Genomic DNA, 20,288 nt, shown 5'->3' on the forward strand with positions numbered 1-20,288 from the left:
GTTGTCAACCGAGCGTTTGCTTCGCCCAGACTATGGGCTGCTGTTAGTGAAAGCTATCACAAGCTCCGCGACACAGGCTTTACCTGGCTTTTCGCGGCGAATTCACCCGATTGTCGCCGGGGGATGGTTCGCCGGCGGGCCCCCCGGGCGGTCGGCGGCGTGCGCCCCCTTGCGCCCCTTCGGCCTCGACAACACCACCAGCACCGCGATCGCGACGACGCTGATCAGCGGGAACAGGATGAGCGGCACCCCTTCGAGCGACAGGCCCACGATCGTGAACGCGAAGATGAACGTCCACGCGTACATGATCAGGACGCTCCGCCGGTGGGAGTGGCCGATGTCGAGCAGCCGGTGGTGCAGGTGCCCCCGGTCGGGCGCGAACGGCGACAGACCTTCGCTCGTACGCCGGATCACCGCCATGATCAGGTCGGTCAGCGGCAACACGACCACCGCCAGCGGCAGCAGCGGCAGGACCAGCGCGAACCGGTTGACGTCGAGCGCGGTCGTCGGCACCGACGACGTGATGGTCACCAGCGAGGTGGCCAGGACCAGCCCGATCAGCATCGAGCCGGTGTCGCCCATGAAGATCTTGGCCGGGTTGAAGTTGTGGGGCAGGAAACCGAGACACATGCCGACCAGCAGGGCCGCGACCACGGCGGTCAGGTTGATGCGGGTCTGCTGCTGGTCCTGTGACAACACCATGGAGTAGACCAGTGTGGCCATCGCCGCGATGCCGACGATGCCGGCCGCCAGGCCGTCGAGCCCGTCGACGAAGTTGACCGCGTTGATGGCGACCACCACGACCAGGATCGTCATCACGGCCTGCAGGTTCGAGTCGAGGAACACGTTGCCGCCCATGCTCTCGGGCAGCGGCAACGACCGCAGCGACACCCCGTAGTAGACCAGCAGGCCGCCGGCGGCGACCTGGCCGCCCAGCTTGACCAGGGCGTCCATGCCCAGCCAGTCGTCGAGGAAGCCGGTCACCACGATCAGCCCACCGGCGGCGAGCAGCGCGATCGTGGTCTGACCGGACTGTTCGCCGGCCAGCGCCGACCCGACCCACGGCAGGTGGGAGGCGGCCAGCAGCCCGGCGGCCATGCCGCCGAACATGGCCAGGCCACCCAGCCGGGGTGTCGGCACCTTGTGCACGTCGCGTTCCCGGACCTCGGGAGCGGCGCCGATGCGCAACGCGAAGGCCCGGACCGGAGGCACCAGCAGGTAGGTGACAACGGCAGTGACAAGGCCCACGAAGAAGTATTCGCGCACGGCACCAGTTTCCCGGATCAACGGACCAGTTGAGACGGGCGAAATACCCACACCATCTCTTTGCGACGACGCTAGCGCAGCTTTACGAGTAGGCGTGCGGCGCGCCGGCCTTGCTCGGCACCCAACGGGGGGTGTCGGCGGCCTCGTCGCTGATCGAGGTGAGCACGGCCTGCCGGTAGAGCCCCAGGCGGGTGCGCCATTCGGAGATCTGCTCGACATACCGTTTCGCGACGGGGGCATCCCACGTGTCGGGGCTCCTGGCCAGCGTGTACGGCCGGTCGAGCAACGTCGAAATCTTCTCCATCAACGGCATGACCTGGAACCACAGGTCGACCAGGCGCTGGTATTCGGGGTTGAACACCCAGGTCGTCGCCTGGCCGCCCGGGATCAGCAGGTCGTTCCCGTTCGCGGCGGGCGGGGTCTCCCCCGGCTGCAGCGGCCGGGGCGCGGGTGGGTCGAGATAGCTCATCGGATCTCCTTACGCGGGCTGACCGGGGGCGACGGAACCGGCGGGGCCGTCGGGCTCGATGTCCTCGGGCACCCATTCGCCCGTGCCCCACTCCCCTGCCGGTACGGAGACACTCGGCATGTCGACCGGCTCGATCTGTGCGTGGACGTCCATCAGGGCGAGGATCGCCTCGTCCGAGACCGGTTTCGCCGGCGCGGAGAGAACGTCACCGGGCTGCTCGGCGGCCAGCCGCCTGGGGTCGGATTGGTCTGGACCATCACCCGCGGCCCCCGGCGCCGGGCCCGCGCCCTGGCCGGGTCCGCCACCGGCGGGCCCCTGCCCGGGACCGCCCTCCGAACCGGCCCCCATGGACGGCGTCTCCTGCGGCCCGATCTGGTCGTCGAACCCGAACAGGGCACGAAGTGCCTGGTCGGAGATGGTGTCAGCCGGCGCCCACAGGACGTCACCGGCCTGCTCGGCGGCGAGCCGCCTCGGGTCGAAGTCGCCGCCGGCCTGGCTTGCCGAGGGGGTCTGGGGGGCTGACGCGGAATGGTCTGAACCATTGTCGGAGGGGGCGTGGCCGGGGCCGCCTTCGGTCCCCGATCCTCCGCCGGTCATGGACGGCATCTCCTGCGGACCGATCTGGGAGTCGATGTTCAGCAGCGCGCCGAGGGCCTGGTCGGAGATCGGCTTGGCCGGGGCGGACAGGACGTCACCGGGCTGCTCGGCGGCCAGCTTCTTGGGATCGATTTCAGCCTGACCGGCCGAACCGCCGTGATCCCCGGATCCGGCCTGACCTGCGGGGCTGGACTGATCGGCGGTGCCGGGCTGGCCGGCAGACCCCGGCTGACCCGCCGCACCGTAGTGGCCGTCGGCCGACAGACCGGCGGGGCCGTAGTGAGCCATGGTCGGGCCGGTCGTGAGCCCCGCCTGCCCAGTGGTCGAACCATTCGCCGCCGGATTGTTACCGCCCTGCGGGCCGCACTGACCCTCTTTTCCGCCTTGCTGGCCGGATGAGTCGCCCGGATTGCCGGTCTGCTGGGCACCGCCGTCGTTTCCGCTCTGCGAGCCCGAAGGACCACTGCTGTGCGAGTTGCCCGAGTTCCCACCGGCAGACGTCTGCTGAGAGCCGCCGTCGTTTCCGCCCTGCGAGCCGGAATAACCACCGCTGTGCGGGTTGCCCGAGTTTCCACCGGCAGACGTCTGCTGGGAGCCGCCGTCGTTCGGGCCATGACCGGCTGCCCCCGGGTTGCCGCCTGCGCCCGAGGCCGAGCCGCTCCCGTCGGTGACCGTCGGCATGCCCTGGGGGCCGATCTGCGAGTCGTTGTTCAGCAGGGTGCCGAGGGCCTGGTCGGAGATCGGGTTGGCCGGGGCGGAGAGCACGTCGCCGGGCTGGGCGGCGGCCAGGGCCTTCGGGTCGACGGCGTCGCCGCTCACCAGCGTGGTGTCCGCCGGCAGTTGAGGGGCGGAGGCGAGGAAGGGGTCTTCCGTCACGTTGTCGGCGGCCGTGCCCACATACGCGCCCATCGGGTCGCCGGGGGCCAGGCCCGGTTGCGGCGCGGGCTGGGTCACGGGGTTGCTCTTGAGATAGGGGTCTTCCGTGACGTTGTCGGCCGCCGTGCCCACATACGCGCCCATCGGGTCGCCGGGGGCCAGGCCCGGCTGGGGAGCGGGCTGGGCGGCGGCGGGGTTGTTCTTGAGGAACGGGTCTTCGGTGACGTTGTCGGCCGCCGTGCCCACGTAGGGGCCCATGGGGTCGCCCGGGTCGAGGCCCGGCTGGGGTGCGGGGTGTTTGACCGTGGGCTCCAGCGGTTCGACGTAGCCGGGCTTGCCGTCGGGCTGGGGGCCGCCGGAGGGTTGCGTACCGGCGGGTTGGGCGGTGTCGTCGATCGGGCGGACCACGTCGAGGTCCTGGTTGAGGGGGTAGGACACCACCTTGGTCCCGTCGACGTCGAGCACGACCCGGCCCTTCGTCTGGTCGATGTCGTCGGGATGGTCCTTCTTCGGGGTGTCGATCGGCTCCTGCTTCGGAGGAGGCGTCTCGCCCTTCGGCGGCGGGGTCTCGCCCTCGCTCTTCTTGGGCGGCGGGTCCGAGTCGCCCCTGTTCGGGGCGGAGGTCTCGGTGTCGCCCTTCTTCGGCGGCTCGGTCTCGGTGTCGCTCTTCTTGGGCGGCGGGTCCGAGTCGCCCCTGTTCGGGGCGGAGGTCTCGGTGTCGCTCTTCTTCGGAGGTTCCGTCTCGCCCGCCGGCTTCTTCGGAGGTTCCGGGTCGCCGGACGGCTGCTTGGGTGGTTCGGTCTCCCCGGCCGGTTTCTTCGGCGGCGGTTCGGTCTCGCCCGCCGTCGGCTTGGGGGCGGGGTTGGCGTCGCCGGACGTCGTCGGGTTGGGCTGGGTGCGCGGTTCGCGTTCGCGCTTCTCCAAAAGGGCCAGGCGGGCGGTGACGTCCTTGTCCATTTCGGCGATGGCGTCGGCCACCGCCGACGGACGGTAGGTCACCGCGGCGGGCACGCCCGCGTTGCGGACCGTGGTGGTCGCCTTGGCCTCGATGGTCTCCATCTCCTTGGCCGCGCGTCGAAGCTCGGCCAGGAGATCGCGGACCAGTTTGGGGTCCATCCCATCGATCTTGGGCATGCGCCAGCCTCCCGGGGTCGAAAACCTCGACTCACGCTAGGCCGCCACGCCCCCGGTGACCCGGTGCGATAGCCAGACGGTATGGATCTACTCCTCGGTCGCGAGGTACCCCACGACGCCCCGGAGCTTGTCGACCGGGATCCCGCCCTTGCGCAGCACGCGGGGCACCGAGGTGGTCAGGTCGAGGATGGTCGACGGGGTGTTGTCGTTGCACGGCCCCGCGTCGAGGTAGACGGCCACCGACTGGCCCAGCTGCTCCTCGGCCTCGGCCGCCGTGGTGGCGGGCGGGTTGCCCGAGCGGTTGGCGCTGGAGACGGCCATCGGGCCGGTCTCCTTGAGCAGGTCGAGGGCCACCTGGTGGAGCGGCATGCGGATGGCCACGGTGCCCTTGGTCTCGCCGAGGTCCCACTTGAGCGAGCGGTTGGCCTTGAAGACGAGCGTCAGCGGGCCCGGCCAGAAGGCGTCGATGAGGTCCTGGCCATGGGTGCCGAGCGACTCGACCAGCGCACCGGCGGCCCGGACGGTGCCGACGAGGACGGGCACCGGCATGTCGGGGCCGCGGCCCTTGGCGGTCAGCAGGGCCCGCACGGCCGAGGGCGTGAAGGCGTCGGCGCCGATGCCGTAGACGGTGTCGGTCGGGAGGACGATCAGGTCGCCGGCTCTGATGACCGACGCGGCGTCGATGAGGCCCGACTCGCGCTCGCCGGGGTTGGAACAGAGGTATCGGCGGGTCATGTGATCTCCCTTGTCACTCCAGGCCGAACTTGGCCGTCACGAAGCGGTCGCGGCCGGTCAGATCCTGACGCAGGCGGGCGTCGCGCCAGCCGTTGCTCTCAGGGAACAACCAGTAGACCGCGTTGCCCTGCTCGTCGGCGTGCTCCACCGCGACCAGGCCACCGGGGCGCAGGAGCCGGCGGGCCGTGGCCTCGACCGCCCGGACCTCTCCCAGGCCGTCGTCGCCCGAACCGTAGAGGGCACGGCGAGGATCGTAGTCGCGCACCTCGGGGTCGCGCGGCACCGCCCCCGGCGGGATGTAGGGCGGGTTGCTGATGACCAGGTCGACCTGGCCTTCGAGCTCGGGCAGGCAGTCGGCCAGGTCCTCCGGGTGGAGGGAGGTGCGGCCCTGGCCGTGTTCGAGGATGTTGCGCTTGGCCCAGCGGTAGGCGGCCGGGTCGATCTCCACGGCGTGCACCTGCGCGAGCGCGACCTCCTGGGCGATCGACAACGCGATCGCGCCCGATCCGGTGCCGAGGTCGACCACGATCGGGGAGGCGACGTCCATCTCGTTGAGGCGGTCGATGGCCCAGCCGACCACGACCTCGGTCTCCGGCCGGGGGATGAACACCCCGGGGCCGACCTCGAGCGACAGGTAGCGGAAGAAGGCGCGGCCGGTGATGTGCTGCAGCGGCTCGCGCGACTCCCTCCTGGAGACCCCCTCCCAGAAGAGGGCGTCGAACTCGGAGTCCTTCACCGTGTGGAGGGTGCCGCGGGTCACGCCGTGGACGAACGCCGCGATCTCCTCGGCGTCGGCGCGCGGCGACGGCACACCTGCCTCGGCGAGCCGGGCGGTGGCCAGCGCTATCTCGTCCAGGAGGAAGGTCATGGGCTCAGGTCGCGGCGGCGGCGAGCTTCTCTGCCAGTTCGGCGTCGAGCAGGGCCTGGATCACCGCGTCGAGGTCGCCGTCGAGCACCTGGTCGAGGTTGTAGGCCTTGAACCCGACCCGGTGGTCGGAGATGCGGTTCTCGGGGTAGTTGTAGGTGCGCACCCGCTCGGACCGGTCCACGGTGCGGACCTGCGACTTGCGCTCGGCCATCGCGGCGGCGTTGGCCTCCTCCTCGGCGATGGCCTGCAGCCGCGCCCGGAGGATGCGCATCGCCGACTCCTTGTTCTGGAGCTGGCTCTTCTCGTTCTGGCACGACACCACGACGCCGGTCGGGATGTGGGTGATGCGCACCGCCGAGTCGGTCGTGTTGACGCTCTGGCCGCCGGGACCGCTGGAGCGGTAGACGTCGATCCGCAGGTCGTTGGGGTCGATCTGGACGTCGACCTCCTCGGCCTCGGGGTAGACGAGCACCCCGGCGGCGGAGGTGTGGATGCGCCCCTGCGACTCGGTCGCGGGCACCCGCTGCACCCGGTGGACGCCGCCCTCGAACTTGAGCCGCCCCCAGGCGCCTTCGCGGCCCTTGATGGCGACCGTGACGTCCTTGTAGCCGCCCAGATCCGAATGCTGGGCGTCGATGATCTCGGTCTTGTAGCCGACGCGTTCGGCGTACCGCAGATACATGCGGAGCAGGTCGCCGGCGAACAACATGGACTCCTGGCCGCCTTCGCCGGCCTTGATCTCCATGATGATGTCTTTGTCGTCGTTGGGGTCGCGGGGCACCAGCAGGTGGCGCAGCCGCTCCTCCAGCGCGGGGACGCGCGCCTCCAGCTCGGCCGCCTCCTCGGCGAACGAGGGGTCTTCGCCGGCGAGTTCGCGGGCCGCCTTGATGTCGTCGCGCACCTGGCCGAGCTCGCGGTAGGTGCCGACGATCGGCGTGAGCTGGGCGTAACGCTTCCCGAACTGCCTGGCCTTCGCCTGGTCGGCGTGCACCGCCGGGTCGGCGAGCTTCAGCTCGAGATCGGCGTATTCGCTGATGAGCTCGTCGAGGTTCACCGCGCGTCCCCTCCTGCTGGTCGAATCGAGTAGGCCCTTTCACCACGAACGCCGACCCGGGCGCGCCCCCTGCGAGAGAAGGACGGTTCCGAGCCGGCGTCTGGGAAGGAGCTACTTGCCCGCGGCCTTCTTGCCGAACCGGGCCTCGAAGCGCGCCACACGGCCGCCCGTGTCGAGGATCTTCTGCTTGCCCGTGTAGAACGGGTGGCACGCCGAGCAGACGTCGGCGTGAATCGCGCCGTTCTTGGCGGTGCTGCGCGTGGTGAACGTGTTACCGCACGAACACGTCACATTGGTGACGACGTACGTGGGGTGGATGTCGGCCTTCATACCTTTTTCCTCTCCGGGGCGCGGTCGCCGGATCGCCTCTGTCAGCCTGGAGACCAGGGGGGCGGGAACCGGAACCGCAACGGTTCGGCTACCAGTGTGCCAGATCGGAGAACCGTCCCAGGCCATGGCGCATTCCCGGGGTCGTCGCCGAACGATGCCTGGGAAGTCCGTGAGAAGGTCACCGCGCATGTGGACTGGTCACAGGGGCCCCACTAGGCTCGCCCTGCTCAAACCCGAGCTTTTCCCTCAAAATTACCTTAGTTAGGGGATTCGATGAGGAAAGGCCTGCGACTGCTCATTGCAGGCGCCAGCGGGGTGGCACTCTTCGCCAGCGGTGTGGCCATCGCCGCCTCCCCCGCTTCAGCTGTGACCGTCACGGTGACGAACGGCGTCGTCAACGACACCTTCATCCCGCCGGTCTCTCAGGACACCATGTCGTTCTCGTTCGATCTGGCCGGCGCCTATCACGAGAAGTTCGGCGACTCCTGGTCTCCCAAGTACAAGATCTGGGCGCGGGTCACCCCCGACTACAACCCCGGCGCCGGAGTCACGGTGAACTGGCGCACCGCCAACGTCACCCAGCTCGCCAAGGTCACCACTCAGCCCGGCGCGACCTCGAGGGTCACCGGCAGCTTCACCGTGCAGAACAACGACAAGCCCGGTGACCGCTGGAGGCTGCAGATCTCGGCCGAGCCGATCGCCGCGCCGACCCAGGCGTCTCCGTCGCCTTCTCCCACCGCGACGGCCGCGCCGGACACCTGGCAGGAAGTGAAGACCTTCACGGTCACCCCGGCCACCCGGGTCTCCAACGTCGGCATCGACCCGAACCCCGTCGTGCTCAAGGGCGCGACCGACGTCGGCTTCAGCGCGACGATCGAGAAGTTCGGCGGCGAGACGCTCAAGCAGGTGCGCGCGCTGCACCCGTCGAGTGGCGAGTACTACTCGCTCGGCACCTCGCTCGAGGGCGACGACAAGAGCTACTACAACTTCGTGACCATGGGCACCGACGCTCCGGCCGGTGACTGGCAGATCAAGTTCACGATCACGCGCGGCACGAAGACCTACGCCTTCACCAAGGGCTTCAAGGTCAGCAAGACCTCCGCCCCGGCCTCGAAGGCCAAGTCGAAGATCACGATGTCCATCTCGCCGACCAAGGTGAAGAAGGGCAAGTACATCAAGGTCTACGGCAAGGTCTACCGCGGCGTTAAGTCGTGGGGTCCGTGGAAGAAGAAGATCCTCAAGCTGTACTTCAAGAAGAAGGGCACCAAGAGCTGGAAGTTCGTCAGCTACGTGGGCGCCAACAACTCCGGCAAGTACAGCAAGACGGTCAAGCCCAAGTACGACGGCTGGTACCGGATGGCGGCGACCTCGACGTCGGCCACGAAGTCCTCGTACTCGCCGTACAAGCTCGTCGACGTTCGCTGATCCTGTACGGCTTGCGCCACCAACCCCTGGCGCAGGCCGTACAGGCGACGAATGGGCCCATGTGTGCACACGTGGGCCCATGTCACGTTATTCTCACAAGCTCTATTTTCTCCCAATACTCACTCATGTAAGGGGCCTTACATGCGCAAGAGCCTGCGGCTCATGGTTGCGGCCGCCACGGGGGCGGTGCTCTTCGCCACCGGCGGGATCGTCGCCGCCTCGCCCGCTTTCGCCGCCGGGTCCGTGTCGGCGACCGGTACCGACTTCGCGGACCTGTTCATCCCGCCGAGCGGGAGTGACAAGATCACCTTCAAGATCAAGGCCACCGACGTCTACGCGGCGCCGGACAAGCCCGGCAAGATCCACGTGCAGTTCCTGAAGCCAGACGAGGCGGAGTCGGGGACGCCCCACGCGGGCACCGCGGCGGACATCCCGACCTCGACGGCCACCCCCGCCCCCACCGGTGACGTCACCGTCGCGGCCTCCATCCCGCTCTCGGCGAGCGACAAGCCGGGCACCTGGAAGTACCGCACGGCCTTCACCGCGAACGGCGTGACGGCCGCACCGACCTTCACGAACCCCTGGCAGTCGATCACCGTCGCCACGGCGACCCGGGTGACCTCGGCGAACGTCGACCCCGACCCGGTCGTGCTGAAGAAGAGCGAAGAGGTCGACGTCTTCGCCAACTTCAAGCTTGAGAAGTACGGCGACGAGAAGGTCACCAACGTCCGCTACGAGCACTCCTCGGGCGACTACTACACGCTGCCCACCGGCCTCGAGGCCGACGACAGCTACCACGGCTCTGCCTCCTTCGACTACCAGGCCCCCGCGGGCTCCTGGCAGCTGAAGGTCACCGTCACGCGTGGCTCCAAGACCTACAGCTTCGTCAAGGGCTTCTCGGTCAAGGGCGCCTCCGCGGCGGCCAAGGCCAAGTCGAAGATCACGATCGCCGTCTCGCCCGCGAAGGTGAAGAAGGGCAAGACGGTCAAGATCTACGGCACGGTCTACCGCGGCACCAGCAAGTGGGGCGCGTGGTCCAAGAAGATCCTCAAGCTCTACTTCAAGAAGAAGGGCACCAAGACCTGGAAGTTCGTCGGCTACGTGGGCGCCAACTCGACGGGCAAGTACAGCAAGACCGTCAAGCCCAAGTACGACGGCTACTGGCGTCTCCAGGCGACCAGCACCAGCGCGACCAACTCGTCGCTGTCGCCGTACAAGCTGGTCGACGTCCGCTGACGTCCTCCGGCTGAACCAAGGCTTCTACGAGAAAGGGGCGTCCCGCACGGGGCGCCCCTTTTCCGTGCCTGCCCAAAGGGGCGGGCTTCGCCTGGAGTCGCCTCAGAGCCGATGCGGACGCGGGGCGGCTGGGCGATGCCTGACCTCTTGACGACGCGAGCCGTTTTCCACAGGGAGTGGCGAGCTGGGCGGCAACGTCGGTCCGGGCGGCGAAACTGGCGTGGCTCCCGGGTGGGCGGGCTCACGAGCGGCCGCCCAAGAGGATCACCGAAGCGATCGACATGCCGCCGACGAGCTGACCAGGCCGGCGGCAGCCTTTCCACAGGGCTTGGCCACGTCCCGCCAGACGTCAGTCGTGCGGACAAGACTGGCCCGAACCCGGGTGGGCGGGCCCCGGAGCGGCACCCGGCCCAAGATGCGCACCTCCCCAGCGGCCACTCCTCGCACACCTGACAACCCAGGCGACAGCCTCTCCACAGGGCTTGACCACGTCCCGCCAGACGTCAGTCGTAAGGACAAGAGTGACCCCGAATCCGGGTGGGCGGGCCCCGGAAAGGCACCCAACCCAAGATGCGCACCTCCCAAGCGGCCAACTCCTCCCACACCTGACGACCAGGTTGGCGACGTACGTCCCTCAGGGCTTGGCAGTGTCCGCAGAGCCTCAGAAGCGCAGGCGAGTGCGAACCCATCGCGAGTTTGGCGGGCCCCTGAACGGCAGCTCAGCCAGGGCGCGCACCGGAATCAGGTCCTCCGGGGCGGCCGAGGACGTCCACGTAGCGCATGGCGAGAGGGTGTTCGTGGTGGGACGTACACATCGCACCCCGCAACCAGGTCGCACACCACGGATGCAGCGACTCCTCGCCGACCTGACGACCCTGGCTCGCGGCCGAAGCCGGCGACAGCGTTTTCCACAAGGCTTGGTCCCCACGGGCGAAAGTGTCAGCCGCGCGGACGAAGATGACCTGGCCCCCGGGTGGGTGGGCCCCGACTTCAAGCGGCCGACATAGGGTTGCATCGTCTTGATCGCCACACATGACCGCGTCCGTCGCAAAGGCCGAACGTCGAGCCCGCTCGTCCCCACGCGTCCCTATTGCCTCTTCGCGCCAAACTTCTCCGCCGTTTCGGCGGGCACCACGCGCGACCGGTTGGCGCCGGATGCGGCGAGGAATGAGCGGCGGGCGGTGCCGGGGTGGGCGGAGCCGTAACGGATGGAAAGATTTCAGGGCCGGTGCCCGAGATAGGCCAGAACTGCGAGAACACGCCGGTGGTCGTCGGGCGCCGGGTCGAGGGCGAGCTTCAGGAAGATGCTGGAGATGTGTTTCTCCACCGCGCCCTCCGAGACGACCAGGCGGGCGGCGATGGCGCTGTTGGAGCGGCCTTCGGCCATGAGGGCCAGGACCTCGGTCTCGCGGCCGGTCAGGCGTTCGTGGGGCAGCCGGCGGCGGCCCAGGAGTTGGACCACCACGTCCGGGTCGATCACCGCGCCCCCTGAGGCGACCCTCCTCACCGCGTCGAGGAACTCGGCCACTTCGGCCACCCGCTCCTTGAGCAGGTAGCCGACCGCCTGCGCGCCGGCGCCGAGCAGGTCGGTGGCGTAGCGCTCCTCGACATACTGCGACAACACCAGGATCGGGAAACCGGGGCGCCGCGACCGGATCTCCAGGGCGGCGCGCAGGCCCTCGTCGGTGTGGGAGGGGGGCATGCGCACGTCGACGACGGCCAGGTCAGGGTTGTGTACGTCGACCGCCTCGACCAGCGACGGGCCGTCGCCCACCGCGGCGACGGTCTCGATGCCGCCGTCGGCCAGGAGCCGGGACAGGCCCTCGCGCAGCAGCACCGAGTCTTCGGCGATCACGACACGCATGCCGTCACCATACGCAGGGCAGCTCGGCCCTGATGAGGGTGGGACCTCCGGGCGGGCTGTCGACGGTGAGGACGCCGTCGATGGTGGCCGCCCGGTCGGCCAGGCCGTTGAGGCCCCCACCTGGGCGGACGACGGCTCCCCCGACGCCGTTGTCGGCGATCTCGACGACGACCCTGTCGGCCGCTCTGCTCACTTTCACCTTCGCCTCGGTGGCCTCCGAGTATTTGGCCATGTTGGTGAGGGCCTCCGCCACGACGAAGTAGGCGATGCTCTCGACGGCGGCCGGGGGGCGGTCGGTGATCTCGACGGTGACCTCGACCCGCACGGGGGCGCGGGCGGCCAGGGACGAGAGGGCGGCGTCCAGGCCCCTGTCGGTGAGGATGGCCGGGTAGATGCCTCGGGCCAGGTCTCTGAGCTCGGCTATCGCCGCTTTCGCGCCCGCCGCGGCGCTCTCGACCAGGATTCTGGCCTGTACGGGGTCGTCGTCGAACTTGGCCTGGGCGCGGCCCAGATCGAGGGCGACCGACAGGAGGCGCTGCTGGGCGCCGTCGTGGAGGTCGCGTTCGATGCGGCGGCGTTCGGCCTCGGCGGCGTTCACGCCCCGGGCCCGGCTGGCCCTCAGATCCTCGTTGCGGGCCAGGAGCAGCGTGCGGTCATCGGTGCCCAGGAGCGCCCGCGCCACCCAGCCGTGGGCCAGTGCGGCGCCTCTGAGGGCGTACAGGGACGCGACCAGGGAGACCACGCCGACCAGCATGACCAGCACGGCCTCCGGGACGGTCGACACCTCGACGAACCAGGCCGTCATGGTGCGGTCGGTCAGGACGAGCGGCAACGGGAGGGCGAGGAGCTCCAGGCCCAGCGACCACAGGCCGAAGACGACGAAGAACTCCAGCAGGCCCAGGGGGCAGAGCAGCAGGACGTAGCCGAGGTCCTTCCAGGTGGCCGGGTCGACGAAGAGCCACCGCAGGTGGGCGTAGAGGCCGCCGTCGGGGCGGGGGCGGTAGGGGTCGGGGATGTCGACACCGAGCGTCCAGCGCACGAACCGGCGCTCCGCGAAGGCAACGGCCCGCCAGAGCAGGATCAGCACCGCCAGCATGGGCAGCCCGACCCAGATCAGGACCAGGACCAGCGAGAGCGGCAACGCCAGGCCCAGGCCGACGAAACAGGCGGTGCCCACGGCGGGGGCGACGACGAAGTAGGGCGCCGCCTTCCACGTGACCGGGTCGACGGCGATGCCCAGGGGGCCCCATGGGCCGAAGGGGACCCTGTCCCGCAACCTTCGCTCCATGCGTCGAGGATGCCAAAGTGCAGGCCGCCGAGGGTATGGAGCGAACGGGGTGGGGCTAACCCCCCGATTTGCCCCTTGATGTCAGACATGACCGCGACGGATCCCTTTGCTCCTGGAAACGGGTCCGGTCTCACGGCGGCCGGCGTAGCCGCACCGCCCTCCAGGGCGCATAGGCGTATACCGCCCTGCCGGGCGGCTGTGCAGCCAGGACGAAGCGATGAAGGTCAGTGCCGAACCGAGATCCTCTTCTCCTTCTGTGCCGATCTCCGCGGCTTGACAATCGGTCCATGAGCGATCGTTCCGGCCTCTTACTCGGGCTGCCGTTCTTGGTGATGACCGTGGCCGCGTGTGTGCCCGTTCTCGGCGACCCCATGCCGCGGCCCGTGGGGCTCGGCCTGGCCGACGACGGCCGGGTCAAGGTGGTGGTCGCGTTGTGTCCCGGTGAACGGATCGCGTCGGTGACGGTGAGCGACTGGATGACGTCGACGCCGGTGTGGCGGGTCTCCCGGCCGTCGGGGCCCGGTGACCGGATCACGGTCGGCGACTCGCGGGGGTTCGCGACGGTCGACATACCGATGACCACGCCCCTGCCGGAGATCTTCAATGTGTCGGTCGGCCTGACGGACGGGCTCGGCTTCGGGTCCGCTTCCACCGTCGAGGAGATCGGCCGGGCGGGCGCGCGTATGGGGGTCTTCATGGACGCCGACGGGAACACCGTCACCGAGGACGAGTTCCGGGAGCGGGTGGCCGGCGAATACTGCTGATCGCATGGCGTCGTCGCGGCGATGGGCGGGCGCGGCCGGTTGGCGCCGGTTACGGCGGGATTCGGGGGCGGCGGGCGGGGCAGGGTGGGCGAGAGCCGTAACGGAAGCAAGAAAAAAGACCCCGGACGGGGTCCGGGGTCTTTTTCCCGGCGATCGCGGAGATCGCCGTGTGAGCTTCAGGTCAAGGGCTAGTCGCGGTCGTTGCTGACGGTGGTCTTCTGGACCTGCATCAGGAACTCGACGTTGCTCTTGGTCTCCTTCATCTTCTCCAGGAGGAGCTCCAGGGCCTGCTGCATGTCGAGTGCGTGGAGCACGCGGCGCAGCTTCCAGATGACCTGGAGTTCGTCCTTGCCCATGAGGATCTCTTCCTTGCGGGTGCCGGACGCGTCGACGTCGACCGCGGGGAAGATGCGCTTGTCGGCCAGGGAGCGGTTGAGCTTGAGCTCCATGTTGCCGGTGCCCTTGAACTCCTCGAAGATGACCTCGTCCATCTTCGAGCCGGTCTCGACCAGGGCCGTCGCCAGGATCGTCAGCGAGCCGCCGTTCTCGATGTTGCGGGCGGCGCCGAAGAAGCGCTTGGGCGGGTAGAGGGCCGTGGAGTCGACACCACCCGACAGGATGCGGCCCGACGCGGGGGCGGCCAGGTTGTAGGCGCGGCCCAGGCGGGTGATCGAGTCGAGCAGGACGACCACGTCGTGGCCCAGCTCCACGAGGCGCTTGGCGCGCTCGATGGCCAGCTCGGCGACGGTGGTGTGGTCTTCGGCCGGGCGGTCGAAGGTCGAGTGGATGACCTCGCCCTTGACCGACCGCTGCATGTCGGTGACCTCTTCCGGACGCTCGTCCACAAGGACGACCATCAGGTGGCACTCGGGGTTGTTGCGGGTGATCGCGTTGGCGATGGCCTGGAGGACCATCGTCTTGCCGGCCTTCGGCGGCGACACGATCAGGCCGCGCTGGCCCTTGCCGATCGGGCTGACCAGGTCGATGATCCGCGTGGTCATGATGTTGGGCTCGGTCTCCAGCCGCAGGCGCTCCTGCGGGTAGAGGGGCGTGAGCTTGTTGAAGTCGGGGCGCTGGCGGGCCTGCTCGGGCTCCATGCCGTTGACGGTGTCGAGGCGGACCAGCGCGTTGAACTTCTCGCGGCGCTCGCCGTCGCGCGGCTGGCGGACGGCGCCGGTGATGACGTCGCCCTTGCGCAGGCCGTTGCGGCGGATCTGGGCCAGCGAGACGTAGACGTCGTTGGCGCCGGGCAGGTAGCCGCTGGTGCGGACGAACGCGTAGTTGTCGAGGATGTCGAGGATGCCGGCGATCGGGATCAGGACGTCGTCGTCGCTGACCACGGGCTCGCTGGCGTCGCCGAAACGGTCGCGGCCGCGGCGGTTGCGCTCGCGGAAGCGGCCACGACGGCCGCGCGGGTCGTCGTCCTGCGGGCCGCCCTGGCCGGGACCGCCCTGGTTCTGGCCCTGGTCCTGGCGGGTGTCCTGCTGGCGGTCCTGGCGGTTGTCCTGGCGGTCGTTGCGGCCCCCACGGTCGCCACGCTCGTTGCGGTCGCCCCGGTCCTGACGGTCCTGGCGGTCACCGCGCTCGCTGCGGTCCTGACGGTCGCCGCGGTCCTGGCGGTCGCCACGGTCGCCGCGCTCACGGCGCTCGCCGCGCTCCCCGCGGCCACGGCGCTCGCGGCGGTCGCCGCGCTGCTCACGGCCTTCGGACGGGGCCTCGGACTGCTCCACGACGGTCGGGGTCGTCTGCACCGTAGGCTCGAGGGATGCCGGCGGGGCGGATTCGACACGCTCTGCGGGAGCCTCGGCCGGGGCCTCGGCGGGCGCCGCGGCGGCGGCGCGGGAGGAACGTTCCCGACGGGCTCGGGCGGGCCGCTCAGCCGGGGCGGCTTCCGCCTTGGGCTCGCTCTTGGGCTCGGGCTTGCTCTCCGCGGCGGGCTGCGCCGCCGCCCCCTGCTTCTCCTGGATGGCCGCGATGAGCTGGCTCTTCCGCATACGGCCGGTGCCGCTGATGCCGAGACCGGAGGCCATCGCCTGCAGTTCGGGGAGCACCATGGCCGACAGGCCGGTGCCGGAGCGGCGACGGCGCGCGGTCGTGGGGGCGTCGCCGACGGGTGCGTCGGCGAGGAGTTCGGTGGTGTCGCTCAACTAAGGGTCCTTCCCAGGGGTCGGGCGCCGGACTGTCTGATTCCGCCGTCCCGGTTATGCGACCCGGCGGGACAGACCGGGTCGGGCTTCGTGGATCTCGTGCGGTCGAGCCGGGTGCCGAGAATCACGAGCGGCAGGCTTCCAGGGGAGACCCCCTGGGATGCCACGACCGACCAGATGTCGAGGTGGCTCGAACGCGCATGTCTCCGAACACGCCACCCCCTGCCGCGTCGGCGGATGGAGGAGGTGAGTTCAGGGAAATCGCCACGGCGGCTTCGGCTGTGCGAGGAACCGCGATGTACGAATGACAAGCACGCACCCAACACGGGGGCACCTGGTGCGGCTATCAGCCTAACATCACCGGCGCACACAGCTATTCCCTGAAGGTCGAAGAGGCATCAGCGTGTCTCGGGAAACTGAACGGTCGCACCGGAAGGGTCGACGTTCAGTGGCTGGATTTGCCAGTCGATACCCACTTCGGGCTCGATCAAATCCTGCGTATCCGGCGTGGAAAACGCAAGAACCGTGGGACCCGCTCCCGAAACGACCGCGGGGACCCCTTTCGACCGCAGACGTTCTACCAGATCGGCGGTCCGCGGCATGGCGGGCGCGCGGTATCGCTGGTGGAGACGGTCTTCGGTGGCGGCCAGCAGCACCGAGCCGTCCGGCTCGGCGGTCAGCGCGGCGACCAGCAGCGCGGCCCGGCCCGCGTTCGCGGCGGCGTCGGAATGCGGGACTTGATCCGGAAGAAGCCCGCGTGCCTCTTCTGTGGACAACCGGAACGGGGGTATCAGGACCACCGGCCGGATGCCGGGGTGGGGAACGAGCCTGCGCACCCCGGAGTCCCAGGAGATCGTCAGCCCGCCGCGCAGGCAGGGCGCGACGTTGTCGGGGTGGCCCTCGATGGCGGTGGCCAGCGCGAGGGTCTTGTCGTCGTCGAAGACCGCGCCCGACAGCCGCTCGGCCAGCGCGCGGGCGGCCAGGATGCCGGCCACGATCGCGGCCGACGACGAGCCCAGGCCGCGCGCGTGGGGGATCCGGTTGACGCAGGTCAGCCGGATCCCTTCGGGCTGCGCGACGCCGATCTCGTCGAAGGTGCGGCGCATCGTCCGCACGATCAGGTGCCCCTCGCCGGTGTCGACCTCCCCGGCTCCCTCGCCTTCGACCTCGACGGCCGTCGGGTGACCCCCAATCGAGGCCGTCACCTCGTCGTGGAGGTCGAGGGCCAGGCCGAGGGTGTCGAATCCGGGGCCGAGGTTGGCGCTGGTCGCCGGTGTGCGCACCAGAACGGTCAAAGGGTGCTCCCGCAGATCAGGCGAGTTCGAGTGCGGCCGCCGCCGCGTAGGCGTCGATCGGGATGGTCACGGGCGCGGGACCACCGAGATCTGCCGTCACCACAGGGTGGGTCTTTCGCATTCCGCGCCTCATGCCAGTTCCAGTGCGGCCGCCGCCGCGTAGGCGTCGATCGGGATGGTCACGGGCGCGGGCGCGCCCGAGATCGCCCAATCAGGGTCTTTCAACCCGTTGCCGGTGACCGTGCAGACCACCCGCTGGCCCGGCTGGAGCAGGCCCTGCTCGTGGGCCTGGAGCAGGCCGGCGACGCTGGCGGCCGAGGCGAGCTCGACGAACACGCCCTCGCCCTGGGCCAGCAGCTTGTAGGCGGCGGCGATCTGGCGGTCGGTGACCGCCTGGATCACGCCGCCCGACTCGTCGCGGGCCGCCTCGGCGAGCTTCCACGACGCCGGGTTGCCGATGCGGATGGCGGTGGCGATGGTGTGGGGGTGGGTGACCGGCGAGCCGTTGACGATCGGCGCCGAACCGCTGGCCTGGAAGCCGAACATCTTCGGCGGCTTCGCGGCGTATTCCTGGTAGCCCATCCAGTAGGCGGAGATGTTGCCCGCGTTGCCGACCGGGATGCAGTGGACGTCGGGCGCGGCGCCCAGGGCGTCGACGATCTCGAAGGCGGCCGTCTTCTGGCCCTGGAGGCGGTGCGGATTCACCGAGTTGACCAGCGCGATCGGGTAGTTCTCGGCGAGCTTCTTGGTCATCTCGAGGCAGTCGTCGAAGGACCCCTCGACCTGGAGCAGCTTCGCGCCGTGGACGAGCGCCTGGGCCAGCTTGCCCATCGCGATCTTGCCGCGCGGCACGAGCACGGCGCAGGTGAGCCCGGCGCGCACGGCGTAGGCCGCCGCCGAGGCCGAGGTGTTGCCGGTGGAGGCGCAGATGACGGCCTGGGCGCCCTCTTCGACGGCCTTGCTGATGGCCACGGTCATGCCGCGGTCTTTGAAGCTGCCCGTCGGGTTGAGACCCTCGACCTTGAGGTACACCTCGCAGCCGACCAGCGCGGAGACCTTCGGCGCCGGCACCAGCGGCGTGCCGCCTTCGAGAAGGGTGACCACGGGCGTCGTCGCGCTCACGGGAAGCCGGTCGCGGTATTCCTCGATGAGTCCACGCCAAACCCTGGACATGCGGATCCTCCATGTCACCTGCGTTATCGGGCACCGAGTCTACGGGCAAACGTTCGAGATCCGGGATTCGGCGTCCGCCAGGTGGGACGACCACCCGAATACGGGGTAGCGCGCCCTTTTTGTCCGCCTAATACGCTCTCAGGAATCTGCCAGGGAGGTTGACTATTGTCGATCACCGTTCCGCAGCAGACCGGCGTACGCGTGAAGGAGATGGCATCGTGACGGGCACCGCCGCCCGGCCCCGGATCCGCCACAACGACTACTCGCCGCTGTCGCCGCCGGAGGCCGGCCACTGGGCGCCGCGCCTCCCGGTCAGCGTGGTCATCCCGGCCCACGGCAACCAGGCGCTCGTCGACCTCACCCTGGCCGCCCTGTCGGCGCAGACCTATCCCGCCCATCTGACCGAGGTCGTCGTGGTCGACGACGGGAGCCTGCCGCCGCTGCGGCTGCCGGAAATCCGGCCGGAGAACACCCGGGTCATCCGCTCGGGGCCCGGCGGCTGGGGGCCCGCGTTCGCGCTGAACGCCGGGATCGCCGTCACCGAGGGCACGGTCGTGCAGCGGCTCGACGCCGACATGGTCGTCTACCGCGACCACCTGGAACGGCTGCTGCGCTGGCACCACCTGACCGACTACCTGGTCACGATCGGCGCCAAGGTCTTCGTCGAGCCGCCCGTGCTCACCCCCGAGCAGGTCGCCGAGGCGGTGGCCGCCGACCGGATTGGCGAGCTGATCGACCTGTCGGCCGCGACGCCGAGCAGCACCGAGCGCACCATCCTGCGGCTCGACGGCATGAAGAAGAGCCGCAACCCCTACCACGTCGTCACCGGCCCGACCCTGTCGCTGCACCGCACCCTGCTGGAGGCGGTCGGCGGGCTCGACGCCGAGGTGCACCGGGGCGAGGACACCGAGTTCGCCTACCGGCTGGCCCAAGGCGGCGCGGTGTTCGTGCCCGACCTGTCGGCGAAGGCCGTCCACATGGGGGTGCCGGCCCAGAAGCGCAACCGGGCGGCCATCGTGAAGGCCGTCGAGCCCTATCACGCGCAGCGCATCCCGCTCCGCCGTGACCTGCGCAAACAGCGGGGGCGTACGTGGCACACGCCGTACGTCGAAGTGGTGTTCGACGTGTCGAAGGCGAGCGAGCGGGAGGTGCGCGAGGCCGTCGAGTCGGCGCTGACCGGGTCGATCACCGACGTGCGGGTGCTGCTCATCGGGCCGTGGTCGTCGATCAGGACGGGGCGCGGCGAGGCCATGGCGGGCCAGGAGTTCGAGTTGCGGCTGATCAGCGAGAGCATGCGCGGCGACCCCCGGGTCCACCTGGCCGACACGGCCCCGGCGACGGCCTTTCCCGTCCCGTTCCGCTACCGCGGGTCGGTGCACGCGCCGCTCGCCTTCGAGACCCTCGAACGCATGACACGGACGATGACAGACGGCCGGCTGGGCGTCCTGGTGACCGAATCCCCCGCCGGGACCGAGGCCGTGATGGAACGCACCGAAGCGGTTTCGCGCGCCCTGCTGCTGGCCGGTCCTCGCGAAACCCCCCACGATGTCATCCGCCAGACACACGGGGTCAGGCGGACTCCTCCCGCGGTCTTCTGGCCCGGTCCCGATCCCGGCTCCGACGTGCCCCAGGAGAAGCGGCGAGGGCTAGGGTTGTTTCGCCGTTTGACGTCATGACATGTCGATTCAACGGCAAGATTTCAGCATTCCCGCCAACGAATCATGAGAGATCTTCCAATAGAATCCCGATCCATTCCTTGTTGACACG

The 20,288-nt window shown here is 69.6% G+C and carries 16 protein-coding genes; 4 read left to right on the forward strand and 12 right to left on the reverse strand.

Annotated elements, in window-relative coordinates:
* Positions 1–102 precede the first annotated feature (102 nt).
* From GT755_RS21035 to rpmE, 7 genes are all read right to left on the reverse strand, one after another.
* A complete protein-coding gene (locus tag GT755_RS21035) occupies positions 103–1,266 on the reverse strand; it encodes a glycosyltransferase family 4 protein (RefSeq protein WP_161481378.1) in 1,164 nt (387 codons plus the stop codon).
* Between the two features lie 82 nt (positions 1,267–1,348).
* Positions 1,349–1,735, reverse strand: coding sequence for a hypothetical protein (locus GT755_RS21040; protein WP_161481379.1), 387 nt, complete (start codon positions 1,733–1,735; stop codon positions 1,349–1,351).
* A 9-nt stretch (positions 1,736–1,744) separates the two neighbouring features.
* A complete protein-coding gene (locus GT755_RS21045) occupies positions 1,745–4,342 on the reverse strand; it encodes a hypothetical protein (protein WP_161481380.1) in 2,598 nt (865 codons plus the stop codon).
* An 87-nt stretch (positions 4,343–4,429) separates the two neighbouring features.
* Positions 4,430–5,077 (reverse strand): L-threonylcarbamoyladenylate synthase, encoded by a 648-nt coding sequence (locus tag GT755_RS21050; protein WP_030451005.1) that lies wholly within the window; start codon positions 5,075–5,077, stop codon positions 4,430–4,432.
* Positions 5,078–5,090: 13 nt separating this feature from the next.
* Positions 5,091–5,945, reverse strand: a complete 855-nt coding sequence (gene prmC / locus GT755_RS21055) for a peptide chain release factor N(5)-glutamine methyltransferase (RefSeq protein WP_030451006.1) — start codon at positions 5,943–5,945, stop codon at positions 5,091–5,093.
* 4 nt (positions 5,946–5,949) lie between these two features.
* The gene (prfA, locus tag GT755_RS21060) at positions 5,950–6,999 is read right to left on the reverse strand and encodes a peptide chain release factor 1 (protein ID WP_030451007.1); all 1,050 of its coding nucleotides are present in this window, start codon (positions 6,997–6,999) and stop codon (positions 5,950–5,952) included.
* Between the two features lie 111 nt (positions 7,000–7,110).
* Complete coding sequence (gene rpmE / locus GT755_RS21065; protein WP_030451008.1) at positions 7,111–7,329, reverse strand: 50S ribosomal protein L31; 219 nt, start codon at positions 7,327–7,329, stop codon at positions 7,111–7,113.
* Positions 7,330–7,602: 273 nt separating this feature from the next.
* Between rpmE and GT755_RS21070 the strand changes: the two genes are divergently transcribed.
* Together GT755_RS21070 and GT755_RS21075 are read left to right on the forward strand one after the other, a co-directional pair.
* Positions 7,603–8,754 carry a hypothetical protein gene (locus GT755_RS21070; protein ID WP_161481381.1) on the forward strand — a complete coding sequence of 384 codons (1,152 nt, stop codon included), beginning with the start codon at positions 7,603–7,605 and terminating at the stop codon, positions 8,752–8,754.
* 141 nt (positions 8,755–8,895) lie between these two features.
* Positions 8,896–9,990, forward strand: a complete 1,095-nt coding sequence (locus GT755_RS21075; protein WP_161481382.1) for a hypothetical protein — start codon at positions 8,896–8,898, stop codon at positions 9,988–9,990.
* A 1,219-nt stretch (positions 9,991–11,209) separates the two neighbouring features.
* Here GT755_RS21075 and GT755_RS21080 read toward each other — a convergent pair.
* Both GT755_RS21080 and GT755_RS21085 read right to left on the reverse strand, forming a co-directional pair.
* Positions 11,210–11,854: a response regulator transcription factor gene (locus GT755_RS21080; protein ID WP_161481383.1), complete on the reverse strand. Its 645-nt coding sequence runs from the start codon at positions 11,852–11,854 to the stop codon at positions 11,210–11,212.
* Positions 11,855–11,858: 4 nt separating this feature from the next.
* Positions 11,859–13,142 (reverse strand): sensor histidine kinase, encoded by a 1,284-nt coding sequence (locus tag GT755_RS21085; protein WP_161481384.1) that lies wholly within the window; start codon positions 13,140–13,142, stop codon positions 11,859–11,861.
* 287 nt (positions 13,143–13,429) lie between these two features.
* On the opposite strand from GT755_RS21085, the gene GT755_RS21090 reads away from it, so the two are divergent.
* The gene (locus GT755_RS21090; protein ID WP_161481385.1) at positions 13,430–13,906 is read left to right on the forward strand and encodes a hypothetical protein; all 477 of its coding nucleotides are present in this window, start codon (positions 13,430–13,432) and stop codon (positions 13,904–13,906) included.
* A gap of 188 nt (positions 13,907–14,094) precedes the next feature.
* Here GT755_RS21090 and rho read toward each other — a convergent pair whose 3' ends face one another.
* From rho to thrC, 3 genes are all read right to left on the reverse strand, one after another.
* Positions 14,095–16,053, reverse strand: a complete 1,959-nt coding sequence (gene rho / locus GT755_RS21095; protein ID WP_161481386.1) for a transcription termination factor Rho — start codon at positions 16,051–16,053, stop codon at positions 14,095–14,097.
* Positions 16,054–16,451: 398 nt separating this feature from the next.
* A complete protein-coding gene (gene thrB, locus GT755_RS21100) occupies positions 16,452–17,348 on the reverse strand; it encodes a homoserine kinase (RefSeq protein ID WP_235967004.1) in 897 nt (298 codons plus the stop codon).
* 129 nt (positions 17,349–17,477) lie between these two features.
* Entirely contained in the window at positions 17,478–18,521 is a 1,044-nt protein-coding gene (gene thrC, locus GT755_RS21105) for a threonine synthase (protein ID WP_161481387.1), read from the reverse strand.
* Positions 18,522–18,739: 218 nt separating this feature from the next.
* Between thrC and GT755_RS21110 the strand changes: the two genes are divergently transcribed.
* Complete coding sequence (locus tag GT755_RS21110; RefSeq protein ID WP_161481388.1) at positions 18,740–20,197, forward strand: glycosyltransferase; 1,458 nt, start codon at positions 18,740–18,742, stop codon at positions 20,195–20,197.
* Positions 20,198–20,288: the final 91 nt, after the last annotated feature.

The organism is Herbidospora solisilvae (genome assembly GCF_009901565.1).
Lineage (GTDB): Bacteria > Actinomycetota > Actinomycetes > Streptosporangiales > Streptosporangiaceae > Herbidospora > Herbidospora solisilvae.